This is a genomic window from Streptomyces sp. NBC_01257, from assembly GCF_035917255.1.
Classification (GTDB): domain Bacteria; phylum Actinomycetota; class Actinomycetes; order Streptomycetales; family Streptomycetaceae; genus Streptomyces.
Genome location: NZ_CP108472.1, coordinates 2,257,208 through 2,274,937 on the forward strand (window position 1 = coordinate 2,257,208; position 17,730 = coordinate 2,274,937).

The 17,730-nt window shown below is 71.2% G+C and carries 15 protein-coding genes; 10 read left to right on the forward strand and 5 right to left on the reverse strand.

The genetic code is table 11. From position 1 onward, the window contains the following. Positions 1–85 precede the first annotated feature (85 nt). On the reverse strand, positions 86–1,183 hold the full coding sequence (locus tag OG408_RS09425) for an SCO1860 family LAETG-anchored protein (protein ID WP_326669323.1): 1,098 nt from the start codon (positions 1,181–1,183) through the stop codon (positions 86–88). 343 nt (positions 1,184–1,526) lie between these two features. Next, positions 1,527–2,624: an amidohydrolase family protein gene (locus tag OG408_RS09430; RefSeq protein ID WP_266777234.1), complete on the reverse strand. Its 1,098-nt coding sequence runs from the start codon at positions 2,622–2,624 to the stop codon at positions 1,527–1,529. Between the two features lie 170 nt (positions 2,625–2,794). On the opposite strand from OG408_RS09430, the gene OG408_RS09435 reads away from it, so the two are divergent. The 6 genes from OG408_RS09435 (at position 2,795) to OG408_RS09460 (ending at position 8,596) form a co-directional block, all read left to right on the forward strand. After that, entirely contained in the window at positions 2,795–3,901 is a 1,107-nt protein-coding gene (locus tag OG408_RS09435; RefSeq protein ID WP_285568597.1) for a pyridoxal-phosphate-dependent aminotransferase family protein, read from the forward strand. Positions 3,902–4,286: 385 nt separating this feature from the next. Continuing rightward, the gene (gene ectA / locus OG408_RS09440; protein WP_266777238.1) at positions 4,287–4,751 is read left to right on the forward strand and encodes a diaminobutyrate acetyltransferase; all 465 of its coding nucleotides are present in this window, start codon (positions 4,287–4,289) and stop codon (positions 4,749–4,751) included. A gap of 86 nt (positions 4,752–4,837) precedes the next feature. Next, positions 4,838–6,100 carry a diaminobutyrate--2-oxoglutarate transaminase gene (ectB, locus tag OG408_RS09445; RefSeq protein ID WP_266777240.1) on the forward strand — a complete coding sequence of 421 codons (1,263 nt, stop codon included), beginning with the start codon at positions 4,838–4,840 and terminating at the stop codon, positions 6,098–6,100. 65 nt (positions 6,101–6,165) lie between these two features. Next, positions 6,166–6,564, forward strand: a complete 399-nt coding sequence (locus OG408_RS09450) for an ectoine synthase (RefSeq protein ID WP_266777241.1) — start codon at positions 6,166–6,168, stop codon at positions 6,562–6,564. Between the two features lie 6 nt (positions 6,565–6,570). Beyond that, positions 6,571–7,464: an ectoine hydroxylase gene (gene thpD / locus OG408_RS09455; RefSeq protein ID WP_266777243.1), complete on the forward strand. Its 894-nt coding sequence runs from the start codon at positions 6,571–6,573 to the stop codon at positions 7,462–7,464. A gap of 106 nt (positions 7,465–7,570) precedes the next feature. After that, positions 7,571–8,596, forward strand: coding sequence for a VOC family protein (locus OG408_RS09460; RefSeq protein WP_326669327.1), 1,026 nt, complete (start codon positions 7,571–7,573; stop codon positions 8,594–8,596). 5 nt (positions 8,597–8,601) lie between these two features. Here OG408_RS09460 and OG408_RS09465 read toward each other — a convergent pair whose 3' ends face one another. Together OG408_RS09465 and OG408_RS09470 are read right to left on the reverse strand one after the other, a co-directional pair. After that, a complete protein-coding gene (locus tag OG408_RS09465) occupies positions 8,602–10,161 on the reverse strand; it encodes a glycoside hydrolase family 53 protein (protein WP_326669329.1) in 1,560 nt (519 codons plus the stop codon). A 59-nt stretch (positions 10,162–10,220) separates the two neighbouring features. Further along, a complete protein-coding gene (locus OG408_RS09470; RefSeq protein ID WP_326669331.1) occupies positions 10,221–12,266 on the reverse strand; it encodes a beta-galactosidase in 2,046 nt (681 codons plus the stop codon). 180 nt (positions 12,267–12,446) lie between these two features. Here OG408_RS09470 and OG408_RS09475 point away from each other — a divergent pair, with 180 nt between their 5' ends. Genes OG408_RS09475 through OG408_RS09490 form a run of 4 tightly spaced genes read left to right on the forward strand, consistent with a single transcriptional unit; the run spans position 12,447 to position 16,631 of the window. After that, the gene (locus OG408_RS09475) at positions 12,447–13,769 is read left to right on the forward strand and encodes an extracellular solute-binding protein (RefSeq protein WP_326669332.1); all 1,323 of its coding nucleotides are present in this window, start codon (positions 12,447–12,449) and stop codon (positions 13,767–13,769) included. Then, positions 13,766–14,692, forward strand: coding sequence for a carbohydrate ABC transporter permease (locus OG408_RS09480; RefSeq protein ID WP_266777253.1), 927 nt, complete (start codon positions 13,766–13,768; stop codon positions 14,690–14,692). Before OG408_RS09475 ends, OG408_RS09480 begins: the two co-directional genes overlap by 4 nt. Continuing rightward, complete coding sequence (locus OG408_RS09485) at positions 14,689–15,555, forward strand: carbohydrate ABC transporter permease (RefSeq protein WP_266777255.1); 867 nt, start codon at positions 14,689–14,691, stop codon at positions 15,553–15,555. The genes OG408_RS09480 and OG408_RS09485 overlap by 4 nt, the downstream gene beginning before the upstream one ends. Before the next feature lie 41 nt (positions 15,556–15,596). Continuing rightward, complete coding sequence (locus OG408_RS09490) at positions 15,597–16,631, forward strand: LacI family DNA-binding transcriptional regulator (RefSeq protein ID WP_266777257.1); 1,035 nt, start codon at positions 15,597–15,599, stop codon at positions 16,629–16,631. Between the two features lie 28 nt (positions 16,632–16,659). Here the strand turns inward: OG408_RS09490 and OG408_RS09495 are convergent, their stop codons facing one another. Next, positions 16,660–17,730 (reverse strand): alkene reductase, encoded by a 1,071-nt coding sequence (locus tag OG408_RS09495; RefSeq protein WP_266777259.1) that lies wholly within the window; start codon positions 17,728–17,730, stop codon positions 16,660–16,662.

Below are 17,730 nucleotides of genomic sequence, written 5' to 3' on the forward strand. Positions count from 1 at the left end.
CGCCTGCGGAACGCCGCTCCCCTCCCCTCCGTCCCCCTACGGCCCCCCGGCCGCCCCCTCGGGCCTGCTCATGTGCGCCCGGGCGTCAGTCCTGCGCGCGCCGCCGGGCCACGACCATCGCACCGGCGCCGAGCGCCAGCAGGAAGGCGGCACCGCCGGCGACGTACGGCGTGGTGGAGCTGCTGCCCGTCTCGGCGAGGTCGGCGTCGACGGCGGACTGGGGCGCGTGACCGGTGCCGGTCTGGGGCTTCACGTCGCCGCCGCCCGAACCGCTGCTGCCGGAACCACCGTTGTCCGAGCCGCCGTTGTCCGAGCCACCGTTGTCCGAACCGCCGTTGTCCGAACCGCCGTTGTCCGAACCGCCGTCGGTGGAGCCGCCGTCGCTCGAACCGCCGTTGTCGTTGCCTCCGTTGCCGTTGCCGCCGTTGTCATTGCCTCCGTTGTCCCCGCCGCCCGTGCCGCCCGCCGCCTTCGGCGTCTCGCACGTGGCCTCGGCGAGGGTGACCTCGCCCTGCACGTCGGCGACGTTCAGATCGAGCGGGTTGACCGAGACCTTCAGCTGGAGCGCCACCGCGGCCGCGGTGCGCGAGGTGGTGCTGGTCTTCGACAGGTCGAGCGTCACCGCGCCGACGCCCGGCACCTTGACCTGCGTGGTGCCTCCGGCGGTGAGGGTGATCCGCTTGCCGAGGACCTTCACACGACCCAGGACGTTCGACTCGGCCACCGGCTTGTGGCCCACCTCGCAGACGGCCTTGGAGGTGACCTGCTCGACCTCGATCAGCGAGAGCAGCGGCAGACCGGGCAGGTGGAGCCGCGCCCTGGCCACATTGGTGTAACCCTCGGCGCGGTGCTTGCCGACGGTCGCCTTCGCCGTGGCCACGTCGGCCCGCAGCACGTCGACCGGCCTTCCGCTCTCCACCCCGTCGAGCTTCACGCTGAGCGCGGTCTTCTCGGCGCTCCTCGGCGCCTGCACCTCGTTGAGCGTGGCCTTGAGCGGCACATCGATCGTCTTGTTCAGGAGCGAGACGTCGAGTGCGGTACGGAGCACGACCGCGCTCGCCTTCCCGCCACCGGTGGTCGTGGTGGTGGTCGCGTCCGTGGCGTGCGCCGGGACGGCGACCAGCAGGGCGACGGGAGCGGCGGCGACCGCCAGGGCGGCGAGGCGGAAGGTGTTGCTGTTCAAGATGGTGGAACCCCCACAAGAGACATGGAGCCACCGGCGCCGTCCAATGGGGGACATCGCGGGCACCGGTGGCCTCGACTCCGTGAATCTTTACGCACAGAGGGTGAACTGGCAGATACCTGAGGTGAGTTCACCCCAAAGGGGGGTTTCCGTGTCTACATTCGAATATTCCGGCACGTACGTTCCTCGCGTTCACCCGTTTCACCGAGCGCGGGCGGCCCGGACGGCCCGTGCACGGGAGACGGTGAAGTGATTCAACGAGCGGGCCCGCTCCCGGTCACTGCCGGTCAACACGGTGTGTCCCGGGCCCGTCCGGGCACGGCCCGGACCCGGGACACCGGGATCAGCCGATCACGCGCCCGTTCAGCACGACCCGGCGCGGGGCCGCCAGCACCCGTACGTCCGCCCGCGGATCCTCGTCGTACACCACCAGGTCGGCCGGGGCGCCCTCCTCCAGGCCGGGCCTGCCGAGCCACGCCCTCGCTCCCCATGTCGTCGCGGACAGCGCCTCCAGGGGCGGGATGCCCGCCTTGACGAGCTCGGCGACCTCGTCGGCCACCAGTCCGTGGGCCAGCACCCCGCCTGCGTCCGTTCCGACGAACACCGGCACCCCGGCGTCGTACGCGGCCCGCACGGTGTCGTAGCGGCGCTCGTGCAGCCGGCGCATATGGGCGGACCACCGCGGGAACTTGGCCTCGCCGCCCTGCGCCAGTTCGGGGAAGGTGGCGATGTTGACCAGGGTGGGGACGATCGCGACCCCGCGCTCGGCGAAGAGCGGGATGGTCTCATCGGTCAGCCCGGTCGCGTGCTCGACGCAGTCGATGCCGGCCTCGACGAGATCGCGCAGGGAGTCCTCGGCGAAGCAGTGCGCGGTGACCCGGGCCCCCAGCCGGTGGGCCTCGGCGATGGCCGCGGCGACCTCCTCGCGGGGCCAGCAGGCGGTCAGGTCGCCCACCTCGCGGTCGATCCAGTCGCCGACCAGCTTCACCCAGCCGTCGCCGCGGCGCGCCTCCTGCGCCACGTACGCCACGAGTTCGTCGGGCTCGATCTCATGGGCGTAGTTACGGGTGTAGCGCCGGGGCCTGGCGATGTGCCGGCCCGCCCTGATGATCTTCGGCAGGTCCTCGCGGCCGTCGATCCACCGGGTGTCGGCGGGCGAGCCCGCGTCCCGCAGGAGGAGCGCGCCGGCCTCCCGGTCGTCGAGGGCCTGCTTCTCCGTGGTGGCGGTGTCGACGGCGCCGTGGTGGTCGAGCCCGACGTGGCAGTGGGCGTCGACGAGTCCCGGCAGCGCCCAGCCGGTGACGACGACCGCGTCGTCCGCACCGGCGGGCCGCTCGTACGTCACGCGTCCGTCGACCGCCCAGATCTCGTCCCTGACCTCCTCGGGTCCGACGAGCACCCGCCCCTTCACCTGCAGCACCCGCGCCTCGTGATCGCTCATGGGCAGCACTGTACGAGGCGCCGCACGGCGCCCCGGACCCGGCGCCGCGCCCCGCGCGGGCCGATCCGGCGGACGGGTCCGGGGCGTCCCCGCGGCGCTCGGTACCCTCGGAGCAAGCCAGGTCCGCAGGCCGGGCCGCACACCGATCCGATCGCGAAGAGAGCACCACCGTGACGCACCCCTTCCTCGACCTGACCCCGCTCACCGCCGCGCACTTCGCCGCGATCGAGCGGCGGGTGGCCGGTCTTCTCGACACCGAGCAGGACGTCGTCATCATGCAGGGCGAGGCGCTCCTCCCCCTCGAAGGCTGCATCAGGGGCGGTGCCCGGCCCGGTTCGACGGCGCTGAACGTGGTCACGGGGCCGTACGGGCAGACCTTCGGCAACTGGCTGCGCGACTGCGGCGCCGAGGTCATCGATCTCGCGGTGCCCTTCCACACGGCCGTGACGGCCGCCCAGGTCGCCGAGGCGCTGGCCGCGCACCCGGAGATCGACTTCGTCTCGCTGGTCCACGCGGAGGCCGCGACCGGCAACACCAACCCGGTCGCGGAGATCGGCGAGGTCGTCCGGGCGCACGGGGCGCTGTTCATGCTGGACGCCGTCGCCTCGGTGGGTGCCGAGCCGCTGCTGCCGGACGCGTGGGGTGTGGACCTGTGCGTGATCGGCGCGCAGAAGGCGATGGGCGGCCCTGCCGGGGTGTCCGCGGTGTCGGTGAGCGCCCGGGCCTGGGAGCGCATCGCCGCCAACCCGCAGGCCCCGCGCCGCTCCTACCTCTCCCTGCTGGACTGGAAGGAGCGCTGGATCGACGGCGGCCGCAAGGCGCTGCTGCACGCCCCGGCCCAGCTGGAGATGCTGGCGCTGGAGGCCTGCGTGGAGCGGATCGAGACGGAGGGCCTGGACGCGCTGATGGCCCGTCACGCCGTCGCGGCGGCGGCCACCCGGGCCGGTGCGGTGGCGCTCGGCGGGGGCCTGACGCCGTACGTGCACGAGGCGCGGGACGCGGCGCCGGTGGCGACGACGCTGCGCACGCCGGAGGGCGTGGACGCCGCGGAGCTGGTCGCGCGGGCGCTCGCGGCGGACCCGTCGCTGCCGCTGATCGCGGGAGGCGGGGCGCTGTCCAAGGAGATGATCCGGGTCAATCACTACGGGGTGGATGCGACGCGGGGCGCGGTGCTCTCCTCGCTCGCGGCTCTGGGGGCGGCGCTGGCCGATGCCGGCCGGCAGGTCGATCTGGAAGCTGCCCGCAAGGCCGTATCGGAAACCTGGCTCGGCGAATAGATTCCGACGTATTCCATAAATGCGGGGAGCTGCCTTGTCCAGAGCAGCTTCCCGCATTCTTCTGCCCGCTTTCCGGAGGGCTAAACACCCCAGTTTCCGGGGCTCCCGATCTACACAATTCGGTTGCGTCTCACGAGAGTTACTACCTTGTGACCGACTCCACACCGAGGGCATTATGCCGGATATATGCATACCAAATCGGAAGAAACCGTAGCCGATTCGCGCCGGGGCGCACACTCGCGTGATAACACAAGGAGTCGCGCCACCCAACCCCTTGCCTCGATGCAATTTCGATTTTTGCTGGGTAAATTCAATTCACATGACCGCCGCACCAGCAGATTTTGCACGTGCCCGAAGCGAATTCATCACTATCGACACCCCGCGAGTGGAGGACGGAGCCGCGATCTGGCGCATTGCCCGCGACTCCGAGGTCCTGGACCTCAACTCCTCGTACAGCTACCTGCTGTGGTGCCGTGACTTCGCGGCGACCTCCGTGGTCGCCCGCGACGAGACCGGCGGCCCGGTCGCCTTCGTGACCGGGTACATCAGGCCAGACCGCCCCGAGACGCTCGTCGTCTGGCAGGTGGCCGTCGACCACGGCCACCGGGGCACCGGACTGGCGGGGAAGCTGCTGGACGCCCTGACCGCACGCGTCGCCGCGGAGCAGGGGCTCGCCTCGGTCGAGACGACCATCACGCCGGACAACAAGGCGTCGGACCGCCTGTTCACCTCCTACGCGCAGCGCCACGACGTGGCCCTGGAGCACGAGGTGCTCTTCGACGGCGGCCTGTTCCCCGAGGCCACCCATCTGCCGGAAGTGCTCTACCGCATCGGCCCGTTCCACGCCTGAGCAGGCACTTCCGCCGACGGGCCGAGCCCGTCGCGGTCCCCCTTCACCGCCGCCCGTCACAACCCCCCTCACGCAGGAGACCCGCTGTGACCATCACCCCGCCCGCACTTAGCGTCTTCGAGACCCTCGAGTCCGAGGTACGCAGCTACTGCCGCGGCTGGCCCGCCGTCTTCGACCGCGCGCAGGGCGCCCGGCTGACCGACGAGGACGGCCACTCGTACCTCGACTTCTTCGCCGGCGCAGGTTCGCTCAACTACGGCCACAACAACCCGGTGCTGAAGCGCGCGCTGATCGACTACATCGAGCGCGACGGGATCACCCACGGCCTCGACATGGCGACCACCGCCAAACGGGCCTTCCTGGAGACCTTCCAGAACGTCATCCTGCGGCCGCGCGACCTGCCGTACAAGGTGATGTTCCCCGGCCCGACGGGCACCAACGCCGTCGAGTCGGCGCTGAAGCTGGCCCGCAAGGTCAAGGGCCGCGAGTCCGTGGTCTCCTTCACCAACGCCTTCCACGGCATGTCGCTCGGCTCGCTGGCCGTCACCGGCAACGCCTTCAAGCGGGCCGGCGCCGGCATCCCGCTGGTGCACGGCACGCCGATGCCGTTCGACAACTACTTCGACGGCCAGGTCCCCGACTTCCTCTGGTTCGAGCGGCTCCTGGAGGACCAGGGCTCCGGCCTCAACAAGCCCGCCGCGGTGATCGTGGAGACCGTGCAGGGCGAGGGCGGCATCAACGTCGCCCGTGCCGAGTGGCTGCGCGCGCTGCAGGAGCTGTGCGAGCGCCAGGACATGCTGCTGATCGTCGACGACATCCAGATGGGCTGCGGCCGTACCGGCGGCTTCTTCTCCTTCGAGGAGGCCGGCATCACGCCGGACATCGTGACGCTGTCGAAGTCCATCAGCGGCTACGGGCTGCCCATGTCGCTGTGCCTGTTCAAGCCCGAGCTGGACATCTGGGAGCCGGGCGAGCACAACGGCACCTTCCGCGGCAACAACCCGGCGTTCGTCACCGCCGCCGCCGCCCTCGACGCCTACTGGGCCGACGGCCAGATGGAGAAGCAGACGCTGGCCCGCGGCGAGCAGGTCGAGTCGGCGCTGCTGGCGATCTGCGGCGAGCACGACACCGCGCAGTTCCGCGGCCGCGGACTGGTGTGGGGCCTGGAGTTCAACGACCCGGCGCGCGCGTCGGCCGTCTGCGCCCGGGCCTTCGAGCTGGGCCTGCTGCTGGAGACCTCGGGCCCGCAGAGCGAGGTCGTGAAGCTGCTGCCGCCGCTGACCATCACCCCCGAGGAACTGGACGAGGGCCTGCGCACGCTGGCCCGCTGCGTCCGCGAGACCGCCTGACCCGGGCCCGCCCCGGGCGGGCCCGACGAGAAACACCGCTGCAGAGAGAAAGGCACTGACCCACCGTGATCGTCCGATCGTTCAGTGACATCGAGAACACCGACCGGCACATTAAGTCCGCCTCCGGCACCTGGGAGAGCAAGCGCATCGTGCTCGCCAAGGAGAAGGTCGGCTTCTCTCTCCACGAGACCGTGCTCTACGCGGGCACGGAGACGTCGATGTGGTACGCCAACCACATCGAGGCCGTGCTCTGCACCGAGGGCGAGGCCGAACTCACCAACGACGAGACCGGCGAGAAGCACTGGATCGCCCCCGGCACGATGTACCTGCTGAACGGGCACGAGCACCACACGCTGCGCCCCAAGACGGACTTCCGCTGCGTGTGCGTCTTCAACCCTCCCGTCACCGGACGGGAGGACCACGACGAGAACGGTGTATACCCGCTGTTGACCGAGGAGGCCTGAACCACCATGACCACTGATGTACGCGCCGACCTGTACCCGTCGCGCGGCGCCGCCGAGATGACCACTCCCCGCCAGGACCCGGTCATCTGGTCCGCGCCGGGCGCACCGGGTCCGATCGCCGCCCAGGAGCTGCAGGGCCTCGAACGCGACGGTTTCCTCACCGTCGACCAGCTGATCACCCCTGACGAGGTGGCCGGCTACCACGCCGAGCTGGAGCGGCTGATCGCCGATCCGGCGGTGCGGGCCGACGAGCGCTCGATCATCGAGCCGAAGTCGGACTCGGTGCGGTCGGTCTTCGAGGTCCACCGGCTCAGCGAGGTCTTCGCCCGGCTGGTCAGCGACGAGCGCGTGGTGGGCAGGGCCCGGCAGATCCTCGGCTCGGACGTGTACGTCCACCAGTCCCGGATCAACGTCAAGCCGGGGTTCGGTGCCTCGGGGTTCTACTGGCACTCGGACTTCGAGACCTGGCACGCCGAGGACGGGCTGCCGCACATGCGGGCCGTGTCCGTGTCGATCGCGCTGACCGAGAACCACGACACCAACGGCGGGCTGATGATCATGCCCGGTTCGCACAAGTCGTTCCTCGGCTGTGCGGGCGAGACGCCGAAGGACAACTACAAGAAGTCGCTGCAGATGCAGGACGCGGGCACCCCGTCCGACGAGGCGCTGACGAAGATGGCCGACCGGCACGGCATCAAGCTCTTCACGGGCGCGGCCGGTTCGGCGACCTGGTTCGACTGCAACTGCATGCACGGCTCGGGGGACAACATCACCCCGTATCCGCGCAGCAACGTCTTCATCGTGTTCAACAGCGTGGAGAACGCGGCCGAGGAGCCCTTCGCGGCACCGGTCCGCCGCCCGGAGTTCATCGGGGCGCGCGACTTCACGCCGGTGCGGTAGCGGAACCGCACGGCGGTCGTGGCGGGGGCGGGACGGGAACACCGTCCCGCCCCCGCGGCCGTAACCCGCTGGACCCCGGTTACGGCCGCGGGTGAGAGTGGGGGCCATGACCTCACACGTACATCACGTCACCGTCGACTGTGCCGACGCCCACAAGCTCGGCACGTTCTGGGCCGAGGTGCTGGGCTCCTCCCTCGCCGACGACGATTTCCCCGGCGACCCCGAGGCTCTCCTCGAAACCCCCGGTGCCGCCCTCCTGTTCGTCACCGTGCCCGAGCCGAAGAGCTCCAAGAACCGCGTCCACTTCGACATCCAGCCGGACGACCGCACCCGGGACGAGGAGGTCGAGCGGCTGCTCGCCCTCGGTGCCACCCTCGTCGGCGACCACCGCAGGCCGAACGGGCGGGGCTGGGTGACCCTGGCCGATCCGGAGGGCAACGAGTTCTGTGTGGAGTGCAGTGCGGGCGAGCGCGCCCGGCTGACCGGGACACGGCTGCCGGTCACGGCGGACGACGTGACGTCGGCGGTACGGCTGGCGGTGGCCGCGTTCAAGGAGTCGCCGGCGACCGACTGGCACGTTCCCGCGGGGACCCTCAGCTGGGACTGCTGGGAGACCGTGGAGCACCTGAGCGACGACCTGTTCGCGTACGCGGCCCAACTGGGCCCGCAGTCGCCGCCGTTGGAGAACGAGGTGCCGTTCCACTGGTCCCCGCGGCGCGAGGGCGGCCCGTTCAACGCGATCTTCGCGGACCCGGCGGCCGGCACGGCCGGGCTGTTGCAGACCCTGGAGACCAGCGGGGCGCTGCTGGCCGCGATGGTCCGGACGACGGCTCCGGACGTCCGCTCGTACCACGGGTTCGGGGTGTCGGACGCGGAGGGCTTCGCCGCCATGGGCGTCGTGGAGACCCTGGTGCACGCCCATGACATCGCCGGGGGCCTCGGCATCGGGTGGACCCCGCCGGACGACCTGTGCGACCGGGTGCTGGCCCGGCTCTTCCCCGACGCGCCGGACGACGAGGACCGGTGGACCGTCCTGCTCTGGTCCACCGGCCGCGCCGATCTGCCGGGCCGTGAGCGGGTCACCTCGTGGAAGTGGCGCGGGGCGCCGCTGGAGGAGACCCCGCAGCCGTAGCGTGCCTACCGGTGGGAGAACCAGCTCGCCGCCGGGAGCAGCTTCGTGTCGTAGTCGAACAGGGCCTGGTTCTCCCAGGCGTTGCCGGACGAGGGGTCGGCCGGGTCCCAGCCGCTGCCGCCGACGGCGGTCCAGGCCGGCTCCCAGTACACCGCGCCCAGCCCCCGGCCGCCCGGGACGGCCTCGACGACGTTCAGCACGTCGCGGAGGTTGGCCGCCTGCCCGGCCGGGGTGGCGGGGTAGCCGCTGACGAGCTGGTCCGCGGTGGCGATGTTGTTCTCCAGCCCGTCGGCGTCGGCCAGGGTGTGCGCGTAGGCCGTCTCGGCGACCAGCACCGGCTTTCCGTACCGGGCGGCGGCGTCGTCCAGGTTGGTCTGGAGGTCGTTGAGCGGGCCGTGCCAGTAGCCGTAGTACGAGAGCGCGATGACGTCGAAGGGCACGCCGTACGCGACGGCGTTGTCGAACCACCAGCGGGTGCCGGCGTTGTCGCCGCCCTTGGCGAGGTGCAGGGCCACCTTCGTACCGGACGAGACGGCCTTCGCCGCGTTGGCACCCGAGGTGAGGAGTCCGGCGAGCTGGGACCAGTGGTCGGTGGAGCCCTCGGGCCAGAGCATCCCGGCGTTGATCTCGTTGCCGATCTGGACCATGTCGGCGGTGGTGCCCTGTGCCTTGAGGGCGTTCAGCACGTCGTACGTGTGGTCGTAGACGTCCGTCCGCAGCTGCGCGTAGCCGTGCCCGGACCAGGCGGCGGGCTTGTTCTGCTTGCCGGGGTCGGCCCAGCCGTCGGAGTAGTGGAAGTCGACGAGCACCTTCATGCCGAGGGCCTTGGCGCGCTTGGCCATGGCCAGGACGTGGGCCTTGTCGTTGAAGCCGTCGGCCGGGTTCACCCACACCTTGAGGCGGACGTAGTTCATGCCCGCGGAGTCCAGGAGGCTCATCGCGTCGCCCGCGGTCCCGCTCGCACCGCGGTAGACGGCACCGTGCGCCTCGTTCTTCGGGAGGGTGGAGAGGTCGCCGCCCTTCACGGAGAGTCCGGTGGCGCCCGGGGTGAAGGCGATGTCGTCGAAGTTGGCCCACTCCCCCGCGTGGGCGTCCGAGTTCAGACTGATGGTGCAGGAGCCGCCGGTGACCCTGACCGAGGTGACGAGGCGGATCCAGCCGCCGTTCGCGGTGGGCGGCAGGTCGGTGCGCTGCTCGGCGCCGCCGCAGTCGCGCAGGGCGATGTACGCGGAGTTCTGGCCGCCGCCCGACCGCACCCAGGCACTCAGGGTGTACGTGCCGTCGGTGAGTCCGGTGAGGTACTGGTACGTCTCCACCTTGTAGGCGGACGCGGACCAGTGGCTGAGCCTGCTGCTGCCGCCGTGGCCGCCCGCCTCGGTGAAGGAGGCGGCGTTCCGCCCGGCGGCCGAGTACGTCGACCAGCCGGTGCTGCCGGACTCGAACCCGGTGTTGGCGGGAGCGGTGGCGGCCGTGGCCGCGTGTGCGGGGAGTGCGGCCAGCAGCAGGCCGGACAGCGAGGCCGCCAGCACCGCCGCTCTCTTCTTGCCGTGCGTCGTTCCGTACATCGTCGATGTCCCTTCGACCGTGCGCGGGAGTTGCGTGGAGGAGGAGCGGTCGTGCGCCCTCAGTCGTCGAGCCGGACCACGCGGACGGCGCCCGCCGGGACGGCGAGGTGGCCCGTGGCCGGTTCTCCGGTGAGGAGTTCGGTGCCGGGGGCGTCGAGCGGCACCTTCGCGTCGCCCCCGGTGTGGTTGATGACGAAGAGGTACGTGCCGCTGTCGCCGGTGCGGGTGACGGCCTCGACGTCGTGCGGGAGGCCGGTGCGGGGTGCGATGCGGGCGTCCTCGCAGGCCCGGTCGAGGACGGCGTCCAGGCCGGCGCCGGTGAGCCGGGTGGAGACGTACCAGGCGGTGCCCTCGCCGAGGCGGTGGCGGGTGACGGCGGGCCGTCCGGCCGGGACGCCGTCGGCGTAGGACCACATGGTCTCGGCGCCGCGCGGGATCACCACGTCCGACCAGAGGTCACCGGTCAGATCGGGTCCCTCGGGTGCGCCCTCGGGGGTGATCAGACGGACGGTGCCGCCCTCGGCGAGCGGGGAGAACTCCTCGACGGTCAGCCCCAGTACGTCCCGGAGCGCGCCCGGGTACGGCCCGGGGTGCACCGCGTCGTGGGCGTCGACGATTCCGGAGAAGTACGAGACGACGAGGGTGCCGCCGCCCTCCACGTACCGGCGCAGGTTGCGGCCCGTCTCCTCGGTGGCGAGGTAGAGGGCCGGGACGACGACCAGCGGGTAGCCGGACAGGTCGGCGTCGGGGTGGGCGAAGTCGACGGTGAGGTGGCGGTCGAAGAGGGCGGCGTAGAAGGCGTCGGCGCGCTCGCGGGCGTCGTGGTCCCGGCTCGGCCGCCACTCCAGCGACTGGGCCCACCAGGACTGCCAGTCCCAGACCATGGCGACGTCGGCGACGGTCCGGGTGGAGCGGATCTCGTCCAGCAGGCCGAGATCGGAGCCGAGCCGGGAGACCTCGCGCCAGATCCGGGAGTCCGTACCGGCGTGCGGGAGCATCGCCGAGTGGAACTTCTCCGCGCCGCGCAGGGACTGCCGCCACTGGAAGAACATCGCGCCGTCGGAGCCGCGGGCGACGTGGGCGAGGCTGTTGCGGGCCATCTCGCCGGGGCGCTTGGCGGGGTTGCGGGGCTGCCAGTTGACCCCGCTGGTGGAGTGTTCGAGGAGCAGCCAGGGGGCCCCGCCTGCGACCGAGCGGGTGAGGTCGGCGGCCATGGCGAGGTTGACGTGGGTGCGGCGGCCGTCGGTGATCAGGTAGTGGTCGTTGGTGACGAGGTCGACCTCGCGGCCCCAGGCCCAGTAGTCCACCGAGTCGCACTGGCTGAGCGCGGTCATGAAGTTGGTGGTGACGGGGATTCCGGGGGCGAGGCGGTGCAGGATGTCGCGTTCCGCGCAGAAGTTCTCGCGCATGGTGGCGTCGGCGAAGCGGGCGTAGTCCAGCTGCTGGGCCGGGTTGCCGACGGTCGGGGTGGTGCGGGGCGGGTCGATCTCGTCGAGGCTGCGGTAGCGCTGGCCCCAGAAGGCGGTGCCCCAGGCCTCGTTGACGGCCGCGGCGTCGCCGTGGCGGGCGGTGAGCCAGCGGCGGAAGTGGGCGGCGCAGTTGTCGCAGTAGCAGGCGCTGACCGGGACGCCGTACTCGTTGTGGACGTGCCACAGGGCGAGGGCCGGGTGGTTCGCGTACCGGCGGGCGAGCTGTTCGGTGATGTCCGCCGCGGCGGCGCGGTAGGCGGGGTTGCTGTGGCAGATCGCGCCGCGCGATCCGAAGGCGTACCGGACGCCGTCCCTGCTGACCGGCAGGGCATCGGGGTGGGCGCGGTAGAACCAGGCGGGCGGGGCGACGGTGGGGGTGCCGAGGTCGGCGCGGATGCCGTTGACGTGCAGCAGGTCCAGGAGCCGGTCGAGCCAGCCGAAGTCGTGGGTGCCCGGCTCGGGCTCCAGGAGCGCCCAGGAGAAGATCCCGACGCTGACCATGGTGACGCCGGCCTCCCGCATGAGGCGCATGTCCTCGTGCCAGACCTCCTCGGGCCACTGCTCGGGGTTGTAGTCGCCGCCGAAGGCCAGCTGGTGCAGACCCTGCGGGGCAGTCGCGCGAGGGGTGTGCGGCATGGGCGTCTCCTGGGCTCTTTGGAACAACTTCTGGGAACGTGCACACACACTCTCGGTGGCGCTGGCCCAACATAACCGCACAGCAACAACCATTGACAAGTGTCGGTTTCGTTTCTCTACTGTGAACGCTCACAGCGCTTGCCGGCGCTGCACCCTCGCTTCTCGTCAGGGGAGAAATCCATGAAGTACCGCATCGTCGCGGTGTCCGCGGCCGTCTCACTCGCCGCCACCGCCCTGCTCACGGGCTGCGGCTCGTCGGACGACGACGGCAGCGGGGACGGCCCGGCCGCCGCCGGCCCCGCGTCGCTCACCTACTGGGCCTGGGCCCCCGGTCTGGACAAGGTCGCGGACCTCTGGAACAAGGGCGAGGGCAAGAAGGCCGGCATCACGGTCACGGTGAAGAAGCAGGCGTCGGGCGACGACCTGGTCACCAAGATCATCACCGCGGCGAAGGCGCACAAGGCCCCCGACCTGGTGCAGGCCGAGTACCAGGCGCTGCCCACCCTCGTCTCCAACGACGTGCTCGCCGACATATCCGAGGAGGCCGGCGACGCGAAGGACCGGTTCGCCGACGGCGTCTGGCAGCAGGCGACGCTGGGGTCGGACGCCCTGTACGCGCTGCCCCAGGACTCCGGCCCGCTGATGTTCTACTACCGCCAGGACCTGTTCAAGCAGTACGGGCTGTCCGTGCCCACCACCTGGGACGAGTTCGCGCAGACCGCCCGGGCGCTGAAGAAGAAGGCGCCGGACAAGGACCTCACCACCTTCTCCTCCAACGACTCCGGCCTCTTCGCGGGCCTCGCCCAGCAGGCCGGCGCCCGGTGGTGGACCACCTCGGGCGACAAGTGGAAGGTCGCGATCGACGACCCGGCCACGCGGAAGGTCGCGGACTTCTGGGGCGGACTGGTCAAGGAGGGCGCCGTCGATAACCAGCCGATGTACACCCCGGCCTGGAACAAGGCGCTCAACACCGGCAAGCAGATCGCCTGGGTCAGCGCGGTCTGGGCGCCCGGCACCCTGACCACCGCCGCACCCGGCACCGCGGGCAAGTGGGCCATGGCCCCGCTCCCGCAGTGGAAGGCCGGCGAGAGCGTCACCGGCAGCTGGGGCGGCTCCTCGACCGCGGTCACCAACGACTCGAAGCACAAGGCGGCCGCGGCCGCCTTCGCGAAGTGGCTGAACACCGACCCCGCGGCGCTCGCCGCGCTGGTCAAGGAGAGCGGCGTCTACCCCGCAGCCACGGCCGCCCAGACCGGCGGCGCCCTCGCGAAGCCGCCGGCCTACTTCGCCAACCAGCCGGACTTCTACACCGAGGCCGCCAAGATCGCCAAGGGCACCGCACCCGCGGCCTGGGGCCCCAACGTGAACGTCGCGTACACGGCCTTCAAGGACAACTTCGCCGAGGCCGCCAAGCGCAGGTCCGATTTCGCACCGGCCCTCACCTCGATGCAGGACGCCACCGTCGCCGACCTGAAGAAGCAGGGCTTCGGAGTCTCCGAGTGACACGCGCGCGCCGCCGGAAGGCGTACGGGGTCAGGAGCGCCCCGTACGCCTTCCTGATCCCCGCCACCGTGCTGTTCCTGCTCTTCTTCGCCCTGCCCATCGGCTACGCGCTCCACCTCAGCCTCCGCCGCACCGAGGTCAGCGGACTGGGCCTGGGCAAGGGGGCCCGCGAGGAGGTCTGGGCCGGGTTCGCCAACTACCGGGACGCGCTCTCCGACTCCGAACTGCTCAACGGCGCGCTGCGCATCCTCGGCTACGGCGCGATCGTCGTCCCGGTGATGCTGGGCCTGGCCCTGCTCTTCGCACTGCTGCTGGACACCGAACGGCTCAGGCTGCGCGGGTTCACCCGGCTGGCGATCTTCCTCCCGTACGCGATCCCCGGTGTGGTCGCCGCCCTGATGTGGGGCTTCCTCTACCTGCCCGACGTCAGCCCGTTCTACTTCCTGCTGGACCGGGCGGGCCTGCCGCAGCCGGACCTGCTCGACGGCGGGCCGCTCTACCTCGCGCTGGCCAACATCGCGGTCTGGGGCGGCACCGGCTTCAACATGATCGTCATCTACACCTCGCTGCGGGCCATCCCCGCCGAGATCTTCGAGGCGGCCCGGCTGGACGGCTGCTCGCAGCTCCAGATCGCGCTCCGGATCAAGATCCCGATGGTGGCGCCCTCGCTGGTGCTGACGTTCTTCTTCTCGATCATCGCGACCCTCCAGGTGTTCAACGAGCCGACCACCCTGAAGCCGCTCACCAACTCCCTCTCCACCACCTGGAGTCCGCTGATGAAGGTCTACCAGGACGCCTTCGTCAACAACGACATCTACGCGGCGGCCGCCCAGGCGGTCATCATCGCGGTCGTGACCCTGGCCCTGTCCTTCGGCTTCCTCAGGGCGGCCAACTCCCGTACGAAGCAGGGGGACCCCCAGTGACCACGACGCATCCGCGGCCCCCGGCCGCGGCCCCCCGCCGGTTCGCCCTCGTGCCCACCGCGGTGCTGCTGCTCGGCGCCCTCTACTGCCTGCTGCCCGTCGCCTGGATCCTGACCGCCTCGACCAAGTCCGGCAGCGAGCTGTTCTCGACCTTCACCTTCCTGCCCGGCTCCGGCTTCGCGGACAACGTCGCCGACCTCTCGGCGTACCGGGACGGGGTGTACTGGAAGTGGATGGCCAACTCGGCCCTCTACGCCGGCGTGGGCGCTCTGCTGTCCACGGCCGTCTCCGCCCTCTCGGGGTACGCGCTGGCGGTGTACCGCTTCCGCGGCAGGGAGAGCATCTTCAACATCCTGCTGGCCGGGGTGCTGATGCCGCCGGTGATCCTCGCGGTGCCGCAGTACCTGCTGATGGCGAAGGCCGATCTGACCGACTCGTACCTGTCGGTGATGCTGCCGGTGATCCTCTCCCCGTACGGGGTGTACCTGGCCCGGATCTACGCGGCGGCCGCCGTGCCCGGCGATGTGATCGAGGCCGGGCGGATGGACGGGGGCGGCGAGTGGCGGATCTTCCGCACCATCGCGCTGCCGATGATGCTGCCGGGCCTGGTGACCGTCTTCCTCTTCCAGTTCGTCGCGATCTGGAACAACTTCCTGCTGCCCTACATCATGCTCGGCGACGACGAGAAGTTCCCGGTCACGCTGGGGCTCTTCACCCTGCTCCAGCAGGGTGCCACCACCCCGGCGCTCTATACGCTGGTGATCACGGGCGCGCTGCTGGCGATCGTCCCGCTGATCGCCCTGTTCCTGGTCATCCAGCGTTTCTGGAGCCTCGACCTGCTCTCCGGGGCCGTAAAGTCCTGACGGGCCCCGCCAGGACGTCACTTGACGAAAGATCACGCACCATGAGCCGCACAGAACAGACCGGTACGGGACGCCGACGGCCGCCGACGATCCATGACGTGGCCCGGGAGGCCGGGGTCTCCCGCGGCACGGTCTCCCGGGTGTTGAACGGCGGTCACAACGTCAGCCCGGCCGCGCTCGATGCGGTCAACTCCGCCATCCGCAAGACCGGATACACGGTCAACCGGCACGCCAGATCGCTGATCACGGGCCGCTCCGACTCGGTGGCCTTCCTGCTGACCGAGCCCCAGGAGCGGTTCTTCGAGGACCCGAACTTCAACGTGCTGCTGCGCGGCTGCACCAGCGCGCTCGCCGCGCACGACATCCCGCTGCTGCTGATGATCGCGGGCACGGAGGCGGAGCGCCGCAGGAACATGCGGTACATCGCCGGGCACGTGGACGGGGTCCTGCTGGTCTCCAGCCACTCGGGCGACCCGGTCGCGGCCCAGCTGCACGAGGCGGGGGTGCCCCTGGTCGCCTGCGGGAAGCCGCTCGGGCAGGGCTCGAAGGTCAGCTACGTGGCCGCCGACGACCGGGACGGCGCCCGGGACATGGTGCGTTTCCTGTACGAGTCGGGGCGCCGCAGGATCGGTACGGTCAGCGGCCCCCTGGACACCCCGGGCGGCGTGGAGCGGCTGGCCGGCTACCGCGAGATGCTGGCCGACCGCGGACTGCCCGTCGACGACGCGCTGATCGTGCCCGGCGACTACAGCCGGGCGGGCGGCGAGGCGGCGGCCGCGCTGCTGCTGGAGCGGGCGCCGGACCTGGACGCGGTGTTCGTCGCATCGGACCTGATGGCGCAGGGGGTGCTCGCGGCGCTGGAGAAGGCGGGGCGCAGCGTGCCGCACGATGTCGCGGTGGGCGGTTTCGACGACTCCCCCGCCGCGCTCGCCTCCCGGCCCGCGCTGACGACGATCCGTCAGCCGTGGGACCGGATCAGCGCCGAGATGGTGCGGGTGCTGCTGGCGCAGATCGGCGGGGAGGACCCGGCCGCGGTGATACTGCCCACCGAACTGGTCCGCCGCGACTCGGCATGAGCGCGGCGGACGCCGCAGGTGCGGACGGTCACGCCCCGAGCACCGGGTAGTCCGTGTAGCCGCGGTGGTCGCCCCCGTAGAAGGTGGCGCGGTCCGGGTCGTTGTAGGGGCCGCCCGCGCGCAGCCGCTCGGGCAGGTCCGGGTTGGCCAGGAACAGCGCCCCGTAGGAGACGATGTCCGCCACGCCCTCCTCGACCAGGGTGAGCGCGTCGGGCCCGGTCGGGCCGTCGCTCGCCGGGTTGAGGACGAGGGTGCCGTTGAACTGCTTGCGCAGGGAGTCGGTCAGCGCCCGGTCTCCGGGCGCGCCCTCGACGAGGTGCAGATAGGCGAGCCCGAGCGGTTCGATGGCCTGGACGAGCGCGCTGTACGTGGCTTCCGGCGCGGGCTCGTCGATGTCGTTGAACGGGCCGCCGGGCGAGAGGCGGATCGCGGTGCGTGCGGCACCGATCTCGGCGACGACGGCGCGCACGGTCTCCACGGCGAACCGTATCCGGCCCTCCACGGAACCGCCCCACGCGTCGGTGCGCAGGTTGGAGTTGGGCGCCAGGAACTGGTGGATCAGGTATCCGTTGGCGCCGTGCAGCTCCACACCGTCGAAGCCGGCGTCCACCGCGCCCCGTGCGGCGGCGGCGAAGTCGGCGACCGTCTCCCTGATCTCCGCGTCGGTCAGCTCGCGCGGGGTGACGAAGTCCTTCGCGCCCTCCTGGGTGAAGACCTGTCCGGCGGCCGCGACCGGGGAGGCGCCGACCGGGGTGAGCCCGTCGGGCAGCAGCACCGGGTGGCCGATCCGGCCGGCGTGCATGACCTGCGCGAAGATCCTGCCGCCCTTGTCGTGCACGGCGTCGGTGACCTTGCGCCAGGCGGCGATCTGCTCGTCGCTGTGCAGTCCCGGGGTGCTGGGGTATCCCTGGCCGACGGCCGACGGCTGGATGCCCTCGGTGATGACGAGTCCGGCCGATGCGCGCTGGGCGTAGTACTCGGCGGTGAGCTCGGTCGGCACGCCGCCCTCCCCCGCCCGGCTCCGGGTCATCGGCGCCAGGGCTATGCGGTTGGCGAGCCGGGTGCCGGCCAGGTCGAGTGAGTCGAACGCGGTGGTCAT